The sequence below is a fragment of the Campylobacter sp. CFSAN093233 genome, assembly GCF_011068165.1.
Lineage (GTDB): Bacteria > Campylobacterota > Campylobacteria > Campylobacterales > Campylobacteraceae > Campylobacter_D > Campylobacter_D jejuni.
The window spans coordinates 234,966-253,414 of record NZ_JAAMWY010000001.1 but is presented as its reverse complement, the minus strand read 5'-3'; the positions used below and the strand labels follow the sequence as shown (position 1 = coordinate 253,414).

The 18,449-nt window shown below is 30.3% G+C and carries 18 protein-coding genes, 1 tRNA gene and 1 pseudogene; 6 read left to right on the top strand and 14 right to left on the bottom strand.

Going from position 1 to position 18,449, the window contains the following annotated elements; all coding sequences use genetic code 11:
• The 10 genes and pseudogenes from FBF15_RS01300 to FBF15_RS01255 all read right to left on the bottom strand — a co-directional run.
• A pseudogene (locus tag FBF15_RS01300) lies at positions 1-234 on the bottom strand (flagellin); the annotation flags it as partial.
• A gap of 94 nt (positions 235-328) precedes the next feature.
• On the bottom strand, positions 329-2,179 hold the full coding sequence (locus FBF15_RS01295) for a motility associated factor glycosyltransferase family protein (protein ID WP_052773650.1): 1,851 nt from the start codon (positions 2,177-2,179) through the stop codon (positions 329-331).
• 9 nt (positions 2,180-2,188) lie between these two features.
• Complete coding sequence (locus FBF15_RS01290; RefSeq protein ID WP_002903861.1) at positions 2,189-3,439, bottom strand: DUF2920 family protein; 1,251 nt, start codon at positions 3,437-3,439, stop codon at positions 2,189-2,191.
• Positions 3,439-3,954 carry a prepilin-type N-terminal cleavage/methylation domain-containing protein gene (locus FBF15_RS01285; RefSeq protein WP_038816943.1) on the bottom strand — a complete coding sequence of 172 codons (516 nt, stop codon included), beginning with the start codon at positions 3,952-3,954 and terminating at the stop codon, positions 3,439-3,441. Before FBF15_RS01285 ends, FBF15_RS01290 begins: the two co-directional genes overlap by 1 nt.
• Positions 3,955-4,962, bottom strand: a complete 1,008-nt coding sequence (gene tsaD / locus FBF15_RS01280) for a tRNA (adenosine(37)-N6)-threonylcarbamoyltransferase complex transferase subunit TsaD (protein ID WP_165434533.1) — start codon at positions 4,960-4,962, stop codon at positions 3,955-3,957.
• Positions 4,959-6,353 (bottom strand): M99 family carboxypeptidase catalytic domain-containing protein, encoded by a 1,395-nt coding sequence (locus FBF15_RS01275; RefSeq protein WP_038816945.1) that lies wholly within the window; start codon positions 6,351-6,353, stop codon positions 4,959-4,961. Before FBF15_RS01275 ends, tsaD begins: the two co-directional genes overlap by 4 nt.
• A gap of 1 nt (position 6,354) precedes the next feature.
• Positions 6,355-7,425, bottom strand: coding sequence for a 1-deoxy-D-xylulose-5-phosphate reductoisomerase (gene dxr / locus FBF15_RS01270; RefSeq protein WP_002902410.1), 1,071 nt, complete (start codon positions 7,423-7,425; stop codon positions 6,355-6,357).
• Positions 7,422-8,147 carry a phosphatidate cytidylyltransferase gene (locus tag FBF15_RS01265; RefSeq protein WP_002856027.1) on the bottom strand — a complete coding sequence of 242 codons (726 nt, stop codon included), beginning with the start codon at positions 8,145-8,147 and terminating at the stop codon, positions 7,422-7,424. The genes dxr and FBF15_RS01265 overlap by 4 nt, the downstream gene beginning before the upstream one ends.
• Before the next feature lie 8 nt (positions 8,148-8,155).
• A complete protein-coding gene (locus FBF15_RS01260) occupies positions 8,156-8,494 on the bottom strand; it encodes a hypothetical protein (protein WP_002852397.1) in 339 nt (112 codons plus the stop codon).
• 1 nt (position 8,495) lies between these two features.
• Positions 8,496-9,803 carry an NFACT family protein gene (locus FBF15_RS01255; protein ID WP_038816946.1) on the bottom strand — a complete coding sequence of 436 codons (1,308 nt, stop codon included), beginning with the start codon at positions 9,801-9,803 and terminating at the stop codon, positions 8,496-8,498.
• 62 nt (positions 9,804-9,865) lie between these two features.
• Here FBF15_RS01255 and FBF15_RS01250 point away from each other — a divergent pair, with 62 nt between their 5' ends.
• The 6 genes from FBF15_RS01250 (at position 9,866) to ceuB (ending at position 15,169) form a co-directional block, all read left to right on the top strand.
• On the top strand, positions 9,866-10,441 hold the full coding sequence (locus FBF15_RS01250; RefSeq protein WP_002853737.1) for a molybdenum cofactor guanylyltransferase: 576 nt from the start codon (positions 9,866-9,868) through the stop codon (positions 10,439-10,441).
• The gene (locus tag FBF15_RS01245) at positions 10,438-11,427 is read left to right on the top strand and encodes a phospholipase A (RefSeq protein ID WP_038816947.1); all 990 of its coding nucleotides are present in this window, start codon (positions 10,438-10,440) and stop codon (positions 11,425-11,427) included. The genes FBF15_RS01250 and FBF15_RS01245 overlap by 4 nt, the downstream gene beginning before the upstream one ends.
• Before the next feature lie 85 nt (positions 11,428-11,512).
• On the top strand, positions 11,513-12,481 hold the full coding sequence (locus FBF15_RS01240; protein WP_002872671.1) for an ABC transporter permease: 969 nt from the start codon (positions 11,513-11,515) through the stop codon (positions 12,479-12,481).
• On the top strand, positions 12,474-13,412 hold the full coding sequence (locus FBF15_RS01235) for an iron chelate uptake ABC transporter family permease subunit (RefSeq protein WP_002867309.1): 939 nt from the start codon (positions 12,474-12,476) through the stop codon (positions 13,410-13,412). The genes FBF15_RS01240 and FBF15_RS01235 overlap by 8 nt, the downstream gene beginning before the upstream one ends.
• Positions 13,409-14,164, top strand: a complete 756-nt coding sequence (locus FBF15_RS01230) for an ABC transporter ATP-binding protein (RefSeq protein WP_002896069.1) — start codon at positions 13,409-13,411, stop codon at positions 14,162-14,164. Before FBF15_RS01235 ends, FBF15_RS01230 begins: the two co-directional genes overlap by 4 nt.
• Positions 14,165-14,176: 12 nt before the next feature.
• Positions 14,177-15,169 (top strand): enterochelin ABC transporter substrate-binding protein CeuB, encoded by a 993-nt coding sequence (ceuB, locus tag FBF15_RS01225; protein WP_002867307.1) that lies wholly within the window; start codon positions 14,177-14,179, stop codon positions 15,167-15,169.
• 72 nt (positions 15,170-15,241) lie between these two features.
• Here the strand turns inward: ceuB and FBF15_RS01220 are convergent.
• The 4 genes from FBF15_RS01220 to nrfH all read right to left on the bottom strand — a co-directional run bounded on the left by FBF15_RS01220 (position 15,242) and on the right by nrfH (position 18,447).
• A tRNA-Ser gene (locus FBF15_RS01220) sits at positions 15,242-15,331 on the bottom strand.
• 63 nt (positions 15,332-15,394) lie between these two features.
• On the bottom strand, positions 15,395-15,949 hold the full coding sequence (locus FBF15_RS01215; protein WP_002884169.1) for a membrane protein: 555 nt from the start codon (positions 15,947-15,949) through the stop codon (positions 15,395-15,397).
• A 135-nt stretch (positions 15,950-16,084) separates the two neighbouring features.
• The gene (locus tag FBF15_RS01210; RefSeq protein ID WP_002884168.1) at positions 16,085-17,917 is read right to left on the bottom strand and encodes an ammonia-forming cytochrome c nitrite reductase subunit c552; all 1,833 of its coding nucleotides are present in this window, start codon (positions 17,915-17,917) and stop codon (positions 16,085-16,087) included.
• Positions 17,918-17,931: 14 nt separating this feature from the next.
• Entirely contained in the window at positions 17,932-18,447 is a 516-nt protein-coding gene (nrfH, locus tag FBF15_RS01205; protein WP_050552387.1) for a cytochrome c nitrite reductase small subunit, read from the bottom strand.
• Positions 18,448-18,449 lie beyond the last annotated feature (2 nt).

Sequence of the window (18,449 nt, the reverse complement as noted above, 5' to 3'; positions counted from 1 at the left end):
TGCAGTTTGCAAGATACCTAAAGCATCATTACCATTAGATATAGCCTGACCCAAAGTATTTGCCTGAGATCTTAAACTATCTGCTATCGCCATCCCTGAAGCATCATCTGCTGCGGAGTTGATTCTAAGACCTGAACTGAGTCTTGAAAGTGATTGATCTAATGCTCTGCTGTTTAGATCCGAATTTGCTTTAGCATTTAATGCTGCAACATTTGTGTTAATACGAAATCCCATTTTAAATCCTTTTAAATAAATTCAAGTCCATCCATGAACTTGTTATAAACTATATCGTTTAAAAGGAAAAATAGTTTAGAGTTTTTATAAAATTTTATATCAAATTTCCATATTTTAACACTGTATCTTTTATGATGGCATTTTTTATTTCTAGCCTCTCAATAAACTTTTCAAGCCATTTTTGATAAGCGCTAATAAAATTTAAAAGATAATACGCCTCATCTTTCAAATCTTTTTTTATAGCTTCAGATAAAAAACTCCCACGATAATACAATACCCCTTTTAAAATACCATCCTGTATAAACTTATCATCATCTAAAACAGAATTAAAATCACCGATACTTTTGTAAATATTTTGCAAAAAATCTAAAGGCAGAGGATTTTTTATATTTACTACGCCAATTAAGACATTATTTAGCAAATGAGCATCTCGCAAAATATCTTGAGCGTTTTGAAGGTCATTTTTTAAATGCAAAAAAACTTTAGATAAAAATTTAAGTGAACGATTATAAGTAAAAGTTTTTGGAATATCAAAGCAAGGTTTTTTCTGAGTAAAAAATTTTTCACAACATTCCTTGAAACTTGTATTCTTTGCAAAATTAATATAAGCACCCCCCTCTGTAGCATTGTAAAAATTTATCTCGCTATTTCTTGCAATAAGATATTCCAGCTTTATGCGATAATCATTCCAGCTAACATGAGTGGTAACTTTATTACCATCCTTATAATAAGATGGGACTTGAAGAAGTTGAAAATTTTTTTCAGCATTTGAATTTTCACCAAATGCAAAACCTTTAGAGTGAGAATTTCCATCTTTATCAAAAGCTAAATCTTGTCCTATCATAATGATATTTTTAAATCCTAAAGCCAAAGCTAAAGTATAAGAAAAATGGCTTACATGGGTACCTGTATCTATATAACCAAAATCATCCAAATGAAACTGCTTATATAAATACTCATCTCTTAGCGCGATACAATAAAGAAATTTATTTATTAAACAATCTATCACATTAGGGTGCGTATTGACCGCTAAAACCGCTATGGTTTTAGAATAATCTAAGGATTTTGAACAATTAAAAAATTTCACTGCCAAATCTTCTATATCCAAATTCAATACATAGTCTGCAACAATACCCTCATTTTCAAGCATATTTAAAGCACCATCTGCACAAAAAATAACTACATTTTCTTGATATTGTCTTAACAAAGCAAGTTGTTTATGAAGACTAGGACCAGCTGAAACTACAACGGCTGTATCAAATTTGGCCTTACGCTCGCTTAAAAGTCTTTGAAAAGGTATATTTTGTAATAAATGGGGTATATTTTGCAAAAACTGCTTATAGCAAATAGTTGTTAATTGATCATTGGGATCAAAATTTCTAATAACCACAAAAATATTATCCATACATGTTTGATCAGTTTTCAATATAACATCTTGATAATACATTTTATAAAAATTACAACTTATAAACATTTCATAAAGATTTAACCATTCGAACATATCTTTTTGATCAAATAATATACTAAGCTGAAGCTCCATTTTTGGCTCACAAACATCCACAAGATAAATTTTTCCACTACAAAGCTCTTCACTCAAATCTATCGTGCTTAAAGCTAGGATAAAAAGTTCTATTTCACTTTCAAATACAAAAAGATGTTTATAGTGTTTAGCTAAATTTTTAATCAGTAAAGCATTGCCTATACCATAAATACATATAAAAGGATATCTAGGAGTTTTTTCTAAAATACCTTGATAGAAAAAATTTAATTCTTCTTCTAAGTTTTCATACATGAAAACATTATGAGTTTTATCATAGATATTCAAATTTTCATCTATACTAAAACGAAAACAAGTTTTATTTTGTATGAATTTTAAAAGTTTATTTCCTAAGGGTTCATTTACCCCACTTAATAAAGCTTGTATGTTTTTTTCTAGTATGGTCATTAGATTTCCTTAAATTTTATCTATTTTTAGTGATATTTTGTCATCTTTTTCGCTAAATTTATACAACAAATCCTCACAAGGATAAGAGATGTATTTTTCTTTACAATCTTTTTTTGGATTTTGTTTTATTTTTTCTAGCATTAAAGGAAGTTCTTTGGAAATTAAAGTTTTTATAGACATTCCCATGCCATGTTCTAAACTTTTGATAAATCTACCATCAACTTGATCTGGATTTTTTATCATATAAAGCTCTGCATCAAACCCAAATTGTTCTAAATATTTGTAAAGTTCTAATTTTTCATCAGGTGGAGCTATTTCTTTATCATAAAAAGAATGATAACTTGTATAGCATGGTTTTGGATAATTTGTTTGAATTTCAAGATGCTTTGGTTCTAAGATATATCTTATCATTCTCCTTGGTATTGAAAAAAAATTATTTGAACTTGAATTACTTGTCCAAAAAGTTTTTGTCGAGCAATGTGTTTTAATATGATGAAAAAAATCAAAAGTAGAAAATTCGCTATATTGCACAAAATCCATTTCCTTTCCAAAACCTATAAGACGCCAAAGAAATTTAGCATAACTTGAGTTATCTATAACTCCATCTATTAGCCAAGGTGCAATCTTAGCCGCCAAATGCGCTAAATATCCCCCGTGAGAACTACCTATCATGATAACTGGTATACCCCCCCCCATAGTATCAAAAGGAGCATGTTTTTTAAGATAAAGTGCAACATTTAAAAGATCTTGAGCTTGCATGATTCCAAAATTTTGATATTCGTTTTTTGCAGGTTGCAAACTCACATGTAAATTTAGAAAATAATTTGGTGTAAAATTACCTTTTTGCTTACCTTCAACTATTTGATTATTTACAAAATGAAAAATTTCACTCATTTGTTTATAATCTTGAATTTTATCAACATCATAAGGAAGCTTGATATCCGCAGCTTCACAACTTACTTTTAAAATAAGCTTGTCTATGTCATCTAAATAAAAAGTTGATCCAGTTTGAGGACGATTACCTATACAATGATAATTCACACTTGCTACAGCCACATTAAATTCGCCTGCTACAAATTCAGCTAAGTGTTCACGGTAATTTTCATCCACATCTCCACCAAGCCCAGGGATGATAAACACTAAAGCTTTTATTTCTTTTTCATCATCAAAACAAAGCTTAAATTCAAGCTTTGATTCTCTTTTTATATCAAGTTCTACATCATCACAAGAGTCAATCTCATAAGTTTTACTCACTATCATTACATTCCCCCTATTAAAAGATAAGTTTTACTCGCTAGGTTTTTAAAATTTTCATTCTTACTTAAGATCACACAAGCTTTATTACTAGAAGAGCTTGTAAAGTCTATATTTTCTAAATCTTCATGGCTTTGATTGGCTGCGTTAATGATAGCATTTTTACTTGCTTCATTGCTTGAAATTCCCATGAGTATAAAATCAGCTTTATTTATAAAAAGAAGTTTTAAGCATTCTTTATCATCGCCTACGCGAAAATTTACTTCTTTTGTGCCATTAAAATTGCCAAGATCGACATTTTCAACCCCACTTACATTACTCATCGTTTTTATAGAGCTTAAATGATCCTTTTTTAAAGTATAAATGCTTATATCGTTGATCAAAGTTTTAAGGTTATTTAAAGACTTACTAACTTCAGCTTCATCCTTACTTGAACTCATTTTTGGTAAAGCAATAGCGGCTAAAATTCCTAAAATAACAATCACAAAAACAAGTTCTAATATGGTAAAAGCTTTTTTCATTTATATCCTTGAAAAATTTTTATTTTTAGGGCTTAAAATATCTTCTTCTATGCTTACAAATTCCTTTTTTTTATAAGCATCAACCGCAGCTCTTGCTATCATCAAAGCATTATCAGAGCAGAATTTTAAAGGAGCTAGTTTTAAATTTGTATTATATTTTTGACATAAATTTTGCAAACGCGAACGCAAGTTAAGATTTGCACTAGCTCCACCTACAACGCCAAAATTTTTAAATTTATAAAGATTAAAAATTTTTTCTAATTTATCCATGATATGATCACAAGCTGTATTTTCAAAGGCATAAGCTATTTCTGCTTTTATATCATCGCTTAAATTTTCATGCTTTAAAATTTCCAAACGCACTGCATTTTTAAGCCCTGAAAAACTATAAGCGAGTTCTTTAGAATGCTTTAAAGGTATATTAAAAGAGATATTTTTAAGTTTGGCGTTTTTTGCTAAATTTTCTATGATGACCCCACCAGGATAACCTAAATTCATCATTTTAGCCACTTTATCAAAACTTTCTCCAAAGCTATCATCATTTGTACTTGCTAAAAGCTCTAAGCTTGCATCATCTTTAAGATAAAGCACCATAGTGTGCCCACCACTAACAAGTAAAATTCCCATATCTAAAGAAATTTTTTCTTCTAAAAAAAGACTATAAATATGACCTTTAAGATGATTTATAGGGATTAAGGGTAAATTTAGAGCACTTGCTAAGGTTTTTGCCATAGAAATTCCACTGAGCAAAGAAACGCTAAGCCCGGGTTCATTTGTCACAGCTATGGCACAAAGATTTTTAAAATGCTCTTTGCATTGCTTAAGTATCTTTGGCAAAGCCTCGCTATGAAGTCTTGCAGCAAGTTCAGGTACCACTCCCCCATAGATACTATGATCTAATTCTTGGGAAATTTTTTTATGAAATTTACATTCTAAGGTATTTTTATCAATGATAGCTATAGAACTATCATCACAAGAACTTTCTATAGCTAGGATAAGATTTTTCATTCAAATTCCACTAAAATAGAACCTAAGAATTTATCTTTTGATCTTGCCATTTTAAGAGTATTTAAATCCAAATTTTTAGCGTTTTTGATCAACTTGCTATTGATATTTGCCTCTAAAAGTTGTTGCAAATTTGCACCTCTTAACTCATAAAATTCCACTCTATAAATTTTACCTGCCATGTCTAAAGAATATTGTGTTTGCATATTTTTTTTATGAACTAAAATACCACTTTCATCTTTTGAGTGATCAAAGCCTATGATATTTACGCGCACATTAGCTATCTTTGGAATAAGAAAATTCTCTTTTACTTTCACCTTGGTTCCAAAAGGAACGGTGGTTTCATTGCCATCAACTTGAAAAGTTACCTCATTAAAAGCATCGCTAAATTCTAAATACTCAGGATATAATCTTGTTTGAAAACGATTGCCATACTGGATATAAAAAGAATTTCCTTCTGCGATAACAGCAGTAAGTTCATTACTTGTGTTATAATTTAACTCTTTATTTACCGGAAAAGGCACATAGTTGATAACCTTTCTTGGATTTTTTAAAGAAAGTAAAATTCTATCATTAAAAAGCTTCACTTCAAGCTCTCGGTTTATGGCTTTATCAACCCCTTGTGGAGTGAGTTCGAAATCTCTGCTAAATTCAATTCCTGCAGTTTTTAAATAATTTTCAATTGCCAAAAGATGATAATAAGCTCTTAAATTTACAGGCAGATTTTTACTTGCTTCATTTGCAAAAGCGGCTTTGTGATTTGAAATCACAAAATAAGTTAAAGCTTTAAGCATTTCCGTATCGCCAAGCTCTTGGGTTTTGGTGTTTTTAAGATGATAAGCATGCTTTGGATCAGCAAGTGAAGAATTGACACTATTTACGGTTTGAGTGGCGATATTTTCAAGATCAGGGTATTTGCTTGCATTGATTTCGCTTGTATCAATCACACTTGAATTTCCCCAACGCTTAGGATTTTGCATCGCATCGATATAAGTAGGTTTATAAAAACCCCAACCATCGTGAAGATTGATCACCATACTAACTTCAGGAAGTAAAATAAGCTCTTTAATGCGTTGAACGGTTTTATAATCAGGATCTTTTGGGCTAATGCTTGCAAATTTACGGTTTAAATCCCCATTATTCCCACGAGAACGCTTGATAATGCTATCAAAAGCTAAATTTGGAGCCACTATAATCTTACCCTTAGTGATATTATAATCACTCAAAAGCAAACTTGCCGCATGAAATCCACCAGGCTCATCGCCTTGAATTCCACCAAAAATTAAAACTGTATTATTATCATCTAGACTTTTTCCATTTTCTCCTACGCTAAAGTCTAGCTCTAAAGCAAAAATGCTTGTTATAAAAAATAAAATTGTTAAAAAAAATTTCATTTTAACTCCTTAAATACTCTCTTGTTTTAAAATCATACTCAAAAACTTCTTCTATGCTTGAAATTTTAGGTACTCCAAAATGATCAAGGGCTTTAAAAATGCATTTAGCAATGTCTAAAAATCCACTTTTATTTTCTAAAAAATTATAAACACCAACTTCATTAGCAGCATTGATGATAACACCTAAATTTGGCTCTTTTAAAAATGTATTTTTAAGCTTAAAAATAGGGTATTTTTTTGTGCTGATTGGATGAAATTTTAAAGCAGGTATTTTACTAAAATCAATAGCCTCTAAAATAGGCGTATCTTGTTTTTCAAATATAGCATCTGAAATAGCTAGTTTCATATCTGCTTTTGAAAAATACGCCGTGCTAGCTCCATTTTTAAATTCACACATTGCATGCACTAAAGATCTTGGTTCTATTAAAGCATCAATTTCTTTAAAATCATATAAATGATAAGCCTCTATAATCTCAAAAAGCTTATTTGCCATAGTCGCACTATCTATAGTGATCTTTGCTCCCATGTTCCAATTAGGATGTTTTAAAGCATCTTTGACACTGACTTGATTTAAATCTTTGATTTTATACTTATAAAAAGCTCCGCCGCTTGCTGTGATATAAAGTTTTGCTATATTTTTTTTACCTTCGAGTAAAAATTTTAAAGCTGCATGCTCACTATCAACGGGTAAAAATTTAGCCCCTTTCAAAAAACTCCCAGCTACTACAAGACTTTCTTTGTTAGCTAAAGCTATGTTTTTGCCAAGCTCTTTAGCCTTTAAAGTGCTTTTAAGTCCTGCAAAACCTACAATGGCATTGAGTAAAAGCTTATCTTGACATTCTGTTAAAATTTGCTCTAAACCTTCTTGCCCTATAAAAACTCTATCGTGTTTAACTAAATGCTTATTTTTTGAATCTTTTATGGCAACAAATTTGGGTTTAAACCTTGCGATTTGTTCATTTAAAAGAGCGATGTTATCCCCGCAAGCTAAAGCAGAAATACGAATGTTTTTTAAAGCAGCAAGTTTAAGAGCGTTTACTCCTATGCTGCCCGTGCTTCCAAAAAGTATCATAAAAAAGCAACCATCACAAAAGCAGCAATGATCACTGCATCGATCCTATCAAGCACACCTCCATGACCAGGGATAAGATCTCCACTATCTTTTACACCTGCTTCTCTTTTAAAATAACTCTCAAGCAAATCTCCAATCACTGCAAAAATCGCTACAAAAAACGAACAAAGTAAAGAAAGCCAAAAACTATAAACAAAAACTCCCAAAATAGTTCCAATAACACTCGCACAAATCAAACCACCTATAACACCTTCTAAGGTTTTATTTGGACTTGTTGGAGAAAAAGGAGTTTTACCCATAAGTTTTCCGATAAAATACGCCCCACTATCGCAAGCTGCAACGATAATGATAAGCCAAAAAAGCGCAAACATACCCTGATCTAAATACACTTGCCAAAGTGCTAAAATAGGCAAACTAGGATAAATATAAATAAGAGCTGGTTTTAAGGAAGCCTTTTTATAAACCAAATATCCAACGACTAATAACAAAGCTAAAATCCCAAAAAGCAAAGCTTTATGCGATAAACTTCCCAAAATAAAAGCTATAGCCAAAGGGATAATAGAAATATTTTCTAAAGCAAAAAGTTTTTTTGCTTCACTAAAAGATAAATACAATAAAACCGCAAAAACGATAAAATTGATAAAAAATTGATCAATCAACGCGATAATAATAATAGCCCCTATCATCACAAGAGCTGAAATAATTCTAGTTGTATTAAACATATTTTTCCTTATATACTAATATCTAAGCGATGAATGCTTTGTGCGTCTTTAAAATTTGGATCTTTAGACTCATCTTCTTCATTTTTCTCATCATCGCTGGTTTTAGCTTCTTGATTGTGTTTTTTCTTTTTTTCTTCTTGTTCGGCTTTTTCTTTGATCTCTTCTTTGATTTCATGAGTCTCATTGACTTTCTCAAGCTTGTTTAAAGTTTTTTCTTTTTCATTAAATTCAGCCATATTTAGCGTAGCTGCAAAACCTTCTTTTGCAAGCTCATTGCTTGCTTGTGTAGCTGGATAAGCCATATTCTGATTTATATAATTGATATTTCCTAAAGGGCTAACTGGCATTTTAATCCTTTGTGATATTAATACTTTTAAAATTTGTATAATTTACAAACGCCTTTTGCTGAACCTTAACAAAATTTTTTAAGGTATAATCGACCCAATACGAACCTTTCTTTAACTTAGAAAAGCTTACACAAAGCCTTGCAGCAAATTCTATCACATCGAGGCTGATTTTTTGCTTGTTTGATACAATCAAAGTATGTGCGCTAGGAATATCCCTTACATGAAGCCACAAATCATCTTTTTTAGCATTTTTAAGTAAAAATTCATTGCCTTTTTCATTTTTACCCACGCAAATTTTAAACTCGTTAAAATAAAAATTTGCCACAAGATCTTCTTGTTTATGATCTTGATTTTTTTTGCTATTTTTTTTAGGTAGTAAAATTTCAAGCTCTATCTCACTCTTAGCTTGAAGCAATAATTCTTTCAAACTCAAGGTAAAATCTAACTTTTCTTTTAAATTTTGTCTTTGTATGTTTAAATTTTTAGCTTTTTGTTCTAATTTTTTAGCATTTTTATAATATAAATTAGCGCTTTGCTTAGGATTAAATTCAAGCTTAAATTCAAGCTCTTTGCCTTCAAAATCATCAAGCTTAAATTCCCTTTCATAATCTTTTAAAACACTCAAATTTGCAAACAATACATCAGCCCTTTTTCTGTATTCTAAAGCTTTTAAGAGTAAAGAATTTTCTTCATCTAAACTAGAAAAAAGTTCTTGTAAATTTTGTATTTTTTTATCCACTTGTGCAAGTTTTAAATTTTTTATTTGTTTGATTTTACTCTCATAAATGCTTGTAAATTTGCGAGAAAAATAATCTGCAAAGTCTTTAATTTCCTCAAAATTTTCATCCATTTTATAAGGCTTTAAAGACTCTAAAATCACATTAGGTTTTACAACACGATAACTTTTATCAATGTGCCTTAAAGCCTCTATGATCAAATCTTTTTCATCTGTAAGAATAACATTGGTATTTTTACCCGTAAATTCAAAATAAATTTTGCTCTCATAGCTTTTATAAGCCTTATTAGCTTTTACACTAAAACATAAAATACGATTGCCTTCAAGGACTTTAACTTCCTTTATAAAAGCATTGCTAAAATACTTTTTAAGCATAAAATCAAAAGGTGCATTATAATTTTTTGCATTAAATTTAGCTGTATAAATCGCACTCATTGCACGAGTAAGATCAAAAATAAATCTTTCTCTATCAAAGCTTAATTCCAAAATATTGTCATTGATACGCTTGATAAAATCGATTTTTTTAAACTGAGAAAAAAAAGTTTGTAATTGTAAAAGTTCTGTGTATTTCATAAAAGAAATTATAAAATATTTTGGCGAATTTTGTGGTAGAATTACATTAAAAAAGGAAATTTGTGCAGCTTAATGAGCTAAATTGCGTGATTTTATGTGGTGGTAAATCTAGTCGTATGGGACAAGATAAAAGCAAATTGATTCTTAAAAATCAAAATTTAACTCAATTTCAAGTAAATAAATTTTCTAAAATTTTTAAAAATGTCTATGTGAGTGCGAAAGAAGACAAATTTGAAAACCATTTTAGCTTGATAAAAGATTCTTTAGAATTTGAAGTTTACTCTCCTATGCTTGCGCTTTACTCTATACTTTCAAATTTTAAAAATGAATTTGTTTTTGTTTTAAGTGTAGATAGTCCTAAAGTAGGTAAAAATGAGCTTTTAAAAATGCTTCCTTTTTTAGAGCAAAACTATAAAATAATCATAGCCAAAACCCCTTTACATAAACATCCCTTATGTGGCTTTTATCACAGCTCTTTAGCTCAAACTTGTAAAAATTTCTTAGAAAAAAATGAACAAAAAATAGGACTTTTATTTTCTGAGATTAAAACCAAATTTGTAGAATTTGAAGATGAAGATGCTTTTTTAAATCTTAATTTTTATGAAGAATATGAAAAATTTAAAAGCGAGTTAAGATGAGAAAAATTGCTTTATTTTTAAGCTTATGCGTTTTTATATGGGCTAGTGATTTACAACAAGCTTTAAAGTATGAAAAACAAGGCGATTATAAAAAAGCTATGGAAATTTACAAAAAACTCGCTTTAAAAAATTCATCTGTTTTGATTTCTCGAGAACAAAATAACTCAAGCGAAGCAACACAAATGCAAAATTCTATCACTATAAAAAAAGAAGAAAAACAAGACTTTTCTCGCTTAGCTTTGGCTAATTATCTTGGTGAAAATGAAAGCTTTAATCCCCTTGGCATTAGCTCTTATAAGATGAATTATTTTTTACCTTTTGCTTATAGTTTTAATTCTTTAGGAGTAAATAATAATAAGAGTGAGGCGAAATTCCAACTTAGTGTTAAAAAAAGACTTTTTGAAAATTTACTAGGACTAGATGAAAAATATTATATAGCCTATACTCAAACTTCTTGGTGGCAAATTTATGAGCATTCTTCTCCTTTTAGAGAAACCAACTATCAACCAGAATTTTTTATAGATTTTCCTTTGTATCTTAAAGATTATGAATTTTTTAACAATCTACGCGTAGGTATATTGCATGAAAGCAATGGCAAGGGAGATGAGAATTTACAATCTCGCTCATGGAATAGAATTTATGTATCTACTGCTATTTTATATAATAAATTTTTATTTGTTCCACGCCTTTGGTATAGAATTCCTGAAAACAAAAAAGATGATGATAATCCTGCTATCTTGCATTATATGGGAAATTTTGATGTGAATTTAGCGTATTTGGGCGATGATTATTTTATCAATCTTATGCTAAGAAACAATCTTAAATTCCACAATAACAAAGGTGCTATACAAGTTGATCTAGGATATGATATTTTTAATAACGGAATTTATTGGTATTTACAATACTTTAATGGCTATGGAGAAAGCCTTATAGACTATAACAAACACTTGCAAAGACTTTCCACTGGATTTTTGATTTCTTACTAAAATATCCTTTGTAGTTTTATCATTTCTTAAAACAAATTTCATTACAATTTCATTTTTGATAATTATTATTACTATAAGGAAAGATTTGTTTTTTAAGCATATATTGAGTTTAAAAGTGCTTATAGCTTTACTTTTATTCTTTGGAATGATAAGTTTATTTATAGGAGTTATCAGTATCAATGTAAAAGATATTCTTAATCTTAACTCCACTCAACTAGAAATCATAACCCTCACAAGAATTCCTAGACTTATAGCGATTTTACTTACAGGAATGAGTCTTAGTATATGTGGGCTTATCATGCAACAACTCACGCAAAATAAATTCGTTTCTCCAACTACAGCAGGGACTATGGATTGTGCTAAATTTGGCATACTTATTTCTTTAATATTTTTTACTGGAGCGTCTTTTTTCACTCAAGCTATCATTGCTTCTATATTTGCACTTTTGGGTTCTTTTATATTTATCCAAATTTTAAGAAAAATCAAACTCAAAGATGTGATTTTTGTACCTTTGATAGGCTTGATGTTTGGAGGTATTATTAGTGCTATAACCACTTTTTTTGCCTATGCTTTAAATTATATACAAAATATCCAAGGTTGGCTACAAGGCAGTATGGCAAATGTTATGCAGGGAAATTATGAATTGCTCTACATTTCTCTACCACTTTTTATACTTGCTTATTTTTTAGCTCATAAAATCACCATAGTTGGCATGGGTGAAGATATAGCTTTAAATCTTGGAATTTCTTATAATGGTATATTATTTTTAGGCTTAATGATTGTAAGCATTATCACTAGCTTAGTGATTGTAAGCGTTGGGATTATCCCTTTTTTAGGGCTAATTATCCCAAATTTAGTAGCTCTTTATCTAGGTGATAATCTTAGAAAAAATCTTATCTATATAGCACTTTGTGGAGCTTTGTTTTTACTTGTTTGCGATATCATTTCAAGACTTGTCATCTTTCCTTTTGAAATGCCTTTAAGCATCACTACAGGTGTTTTAGGATCTTTAATCTTTATCTTTCTTTTGCTAAAAAGGAAAGTTTATGCGTAAAAAAATGCTAATTTTAAGCTTTTTAACACTTGGTATGATAGGGATTTTTATACTTGTGGGTTTAAATGGCTTTGATGAGTATGCTTTAAAAAGTCGTTTTTTACAAATTGCAGCTATTATCATAGTAGCTATTTGTATCGCTGTTTCAACAGTGATTTTTCAAACTTTATGCAATAACAAAATTCTAACCCCTGCTATCATAGGATTAGATTCTTTATATATGTTGCTTCAAAGTGCTCTTATCTTTTCTTTTGGTGCGGCTAATTTAAGTGTTTATAAAAACGATATCAATTTTTTAATCACTCTAGTTTGTATGGTGGTTTTTTCACTAGGACTTTATAAAATTTTATTTAGTAGCGATAGAAGTATTTATCTTATCATGCTTTTAGGTTTAGTTTTTGGAACACTTTTTAGCACTTTAAGCTCTTTTTTTGAAGTGCTAATCGACCCTGATGAATTCATGGTAATACAAGGAAGAATGTTTGCTAGTTTTGATAATATTGCTTTTGATGTTTTAATTCTTGCTTATATTATTAGCTTTTTAAGTTTTATATGGATTTTTCGCTATATGAAATTTTTAGATCCTTTAAATTTAGGCAAAGATTTAGCGATAAATTTAGGGATAAATTATCAAAAAATTTCAAAACAATTAATGATTATCATAGCTATTTTAACTTCTATTAGCACCGCACTTGTAGGTCCTATAACCTTTTTAGGGCTTTTGGTGGTAAATATCACTTATGAACTATTTAAAACTGCAAAGCATAGTATTTTGCTAAGCGCTTGTATACTTATTAGTATTTTGGCTTTACTTGGAGGGGTGTTTTTTGTCTCTAGAGTTTTTGATTATAATGCCACTATAAGCGTGGTTATTAATTTCTTAGGTGGGATATATTTTATCTATCTTGTATTAAAGGGTAATAAATTATGATTAAACTAAAAAATATCACCAAATTTTATGATAATAAAGTCATTATTTCAGATCTTAGCCTTGATTTTCATAAAGGCAAAATCACTTCTATAATAGGAGCCAATGGCGCTGGAAAATCCACTCTTTTAGCTCTAGCAAGTCGTTTGATAAAACCTAGTAGTGGAGAAATTTATATCGATGGAATGAATTTAAAAAATTATAAAGAGCAAATCTTAGCACAAAAAATTTCCATTCTCAAACAACAAAACAATATCAATTTAAGATTAAAAGTTGAAGAATTAGTCGCTTTTGGGCGTTTTCCGCATTCTCAAGGAAGACTTAATACAAACGATAAAATCAAAATCAATGAAGCTTTAGAATACATGGAACTTAGCAACTTAAGAAATGAATTTTTAGATACATTAAGCGGGGGACAAAAGCAAAGAGTTTTTATAGCCATGATCATCGCTCAGGATACTGAATTTATAATGTTTGATGAACCTTTGAACAATCTTGATATGAAGCATAGCGTACAAATCATGCAACTAATGAAAAATTTAGTCAAAGACTTTAACAAAAGTATAGCTGTTGTATTACATGATATTAATTTTGCTTCGATTTATTCTGATGAAATCATAGCCTTAAAAGATGGGAAGCTTTTAAAACAAGGCTCAAAAGATGAAATCATCAATCAAGAAAATTTAAAACAAATTTATGATATGGATATACCCGTAAGTCAAATTAATGGTAAGAAAATTTGTATTTATTTTTAAAAAGGAGAAAATATGAAAAAATCTTTAGTTTTTGCATTTTTTGCATTTTTTTTAAGTCTAATCTTAACAGCTTGTAATTCAAACTCAAATGAAAACAACGCAAGTTCTACAACAAAAACCAACACTGCTACGGTGAAAGTTTTGCCTATTAGTATGAGCGATGAGGGTGATAGTTTTTTAGTGAAGGATAGTCTAGGAGAAAATAAAATCCCTAAAAATCCTTCTAAGGTAGTGATCTTAGATCTTGGAATTTTAGATACTTTTGATGCTTTAAAATTAAATGATAAAGTCGTTGGCGTTCCTGCTAAAAATTTACCAAAATACCTACAACAATTTAAAAACAAACCTAGTGTAGGTGGAGTACAACAAGTTGATTTTGAAGCCATTGATGCTTTAAAACCTGATCTTATCATCATTTCTGGACGCCAAAGTAAATTTTATGATAAGTTAAAAGAAATAGCTCCAACTTTATTTGTAGGTCTTGATAATGCAAATTTTTTAAGCTCTTTTGAAAACAATGTCTTAAGCGTTGCAAAACTTTATGGTTTAGAAAAAGAAGCTTTAGAAAAAATTTCAGATATTAAAAATGAAATTGAAAAAGCCAAAAGTATAGTTGATGAAGATAAAAAAGCTCTTATCATTCTTACAAATTCTAACAAAATTTCAGCCTTTGGTCCTCAATCTCGCTTTGGGATTATTCACGATGTTTTAGGGATTAATGCAGTAGATGAGAATATAAAAGTAGGCACACACGGAAAAAGTATCAACTCTGAATTTATATTAGAAAAAAATCCTGATTATATTTTTGTTGTTGATAGAAATGTCATCGTAGGCAACAAAGAACGCGCTCAAGGCATACTCGATAATGTGCTTGTCGCTAAAACCAAAGCAGCACAAAACAAAAAAATCATCTATCTTGATCCAGAATACTGGTATTTAGCAAGTGGAAATGGACTAGAGTCTTTAAAAACTATGATTTTAGAAATCAAAAACGCTGTAAAATAATATAACTTCGCAAGGGCTAGTCTCTTGCTTCGATACTTAATAAAATACTTGGGATTTTCAAGAAAGTTTTAGTGGCGGACAGAGAGGGATTTGAACCCTCGAGACCCGTTAAGATCTGCACCCTTAGCAGGGGTGTGGTTTCAGCCGCTCACCCATCTGTCCAATAAAGTAAAGTGTAATTATACAAAAAAATAAATAATACCTAGCTTAAAAAGCTAGGAAAAATCAAAGGCTAAGATAAGCCAAAAGCAAAGTTACAACAACCCCTACTCCAAGAACTGCAAATTGCTTACTTCTATCTTTTTTATTTGCAAACAAAGTAATCATAAGCCCTGAAATATAAAGCATAAATAAAGTAATACCAAAGCCTACACTAAGCACAGAAAAATACCAAGCACCCTTATCTTTATGAAGCATAATCATATCGCCAAGTAAAGATCTTGTTTTTAAGGTAATATTGTATTCATTAGTAGATTTTTGAGTTATATTAGCACTATAATGAGTTCCACCTATTGTTATACCTTTATCTTTACTTTTAATGATATCTGTATTAGATGGTACTTTTAAACCATTTGTTTTTAAAAACTCTATTAAAGCTTCTCTTTCTTTACCACTTTCTATAACTTTTGACAATTGATACTGCTCAACTTTTAAGCCCACATCTTGATTAATACCAAAAATATACGCTATACCCGTTAAAGCAAAAAGCAAAGCACAAGGCAAAAAGAACAAACTAAGATAGATATGAACCTGTCTAAACAATTTATTTTTATTGATCATTTTAACTCCTTTTTGATTATCAAAATTTGTGATATTTTGACAAAACAAAGTGAAGCAAAAGTGAATTTTAAATAAAAAGTTTATATTTTTTAAAACAAAGAAAAGAAAAAGCCCTATGATTATAGGGCTTAAGAATTATTTTTTATCAATCACTTGATAATTATAAGGAGCAAGCTCTTTATCATGCTCTAAAAGTTCTTTTGGAGGATTGCCATTAACATCTTTTTCATCTGCATAGTAACGCTCTCCAGCTTTATGATTATTAACATCTACTTTATAATAAAGCTCTCCTGGATTAAATTTTTGAATATCTTCAAAACCTAAATTTGAAGTTTTAAAATCTTTAATTCCATTTGCCGCTGCAATTTCTACAAGTTTAGTTTGTCCCATTCTTGCCATATCAACAGCTTGCAATAACATTCTTGAAGCTTCGCGAGGATTATGAAAACCAGTTGAGTTTTCAGCATTAACAAAATCTGCTCTCATTTGAGCTTTACGATGAAGTTCTAAAACTTCTTTTAGCTCTTCGCTAATTTTTTTCGCATCAGCTTTTCCATCGCTTTGGAATTTTTCCATATTGCCTAGTTCATCACGTAGTTTTTTAGTATCCATAATCAAACTAACAATTGCATACTCTGCCGTTCTTTGATCATGCGCAACGCTATTTTGTATGTCAAGCACTTGAGCTTTTAAATAATCTTCGCTTTGTTTATGACAAGACTTGCAAGCAGAGTTAATATCTCTTAAAGGAGAGGTGATATTGTGTTGAGTAACCTTTTTAGCCCCTTCTCTAACATAAGGCATATGACAATCCACGCAACTTACTCCATTTACAGCATGCACACCGCCACTATAAAGTTCACTTTCTGGGTGTTGAATTTTAATAATTTGTGCCCCTGTTAATTTATGAATAAAATCAGCTCCAAATACTCCACGAACTTTATCATAATAATCATCTAACATTTCAATTCTAAATGGTTGCCCTTTTTTCCACTCACTCCAAGGAAAAGTTAAAACTATACCATCGGTTTCAATCTCTTTAGCTTTATTACCATCTCTCCAAAATTCATACTCATCATAATTTTTCTGAGTTCCATTCCACCATTTTTTAGAACTATCATCTACAATAGTTTCACCCATTACTTTTACTTTTTCCCCTGTTGGTTTAAAATAGTATTCAACATGGCATTGAGAGCAAACTAAAGTTCTCATTTCTTCTCTTGTAGCTTTTACGCCTTGCACTGGATCTTTTTCATATCCTCTAGAAACTAAAGCATTAATAGCTGCTGGACGAGTAAGTCTTAAACTCATATCATTTGGATTGTGACAATCTGCACAAGTTACACCCATTCTTTTACCACCATGTGGACCTGCATGTTCAGGTGAATTTTCCACTATACCATCAACGGCTGGGATATTTTTAATCATAGTCCAATAATTTGTAGAGTTAAAAGCAGTAAAATCTCCTTTAGCAACATTTTTTATAAGCCATGGAGTCCATCCACTATGACAATTCATACAAGCTGCGGGCTGGCCTTTAAAAGCAGCAAGGCCGTGAGCATTAAGAAAATCTTTGTTGTTTCTTGCTGTTTTCATTTGATCTACTTGAACCCAAAAATGCCCTCTTTCTTCATTGAAATCAAGACTAAAAGGATATCCTGCCCAAAGTATGGTTAATTGAGGAAAGCGAATTAATTTTGAATAAGCTAAATTACCACCAAATTCAGTAGCTTTAGGCTCTTCTTTTTCAACTGTTAAATACATTTTTAGCTGCTCTGGAAAAACCTTACCCCATTTTTCAAAATTTGGATCATCATCACTAAGCAAAGAAAAATCAGCATTTGCTGCAATGGCATTTTTATTTGCTTCATCTTCTTTTTTTTGATTGATATCATTATTTAGCCATAAAACTCCCACTATAAGTAAAACCAAAACAACAATACCCAAGCGTAAAATATTTTTTTTCATTCATCTTCTCCTTATTAAATTCCGTGTTTATGTCCAACATCTTTATGACAAGAAGCACAATTTAATGACTTGTCTGCATGTGGATTTGTTGTAGCATTGATAGCTGTTTGAGCAAAATCTGCATGACAGCGTATGCAGTTTTCTTGCACCATTTTTCTGCTTTTTTCAGTCGCACTCAAATTTGTAGGCAACTTATCAAGTTTAAAAGTAAAAGCATAAGCATGTCCTAAACCACTTTGCGCTTTAGCTATCCACTTAGCTACAAAATTATGTGGCAAATGACAATCCACACAAGTTGCTCTTGGTTCACCTTTGACTTTTTGAGAGTGTGGTCCTGCCATGTATTCGTTATAAACTTCATTCATAATATGGCAGTTATTACAAGATTCACTTGCATTGCTTAAATAAGATGTGCCCTTAGCGTTATAAAAAGTATAAAACCCAACCGCAAAGAAAACAAAAAGCAAAACAAGAAAAATAGTAAAAAGATTCGAAGTTTTCTTCAAAATTTTCCTCCTTAAAATTATCATTT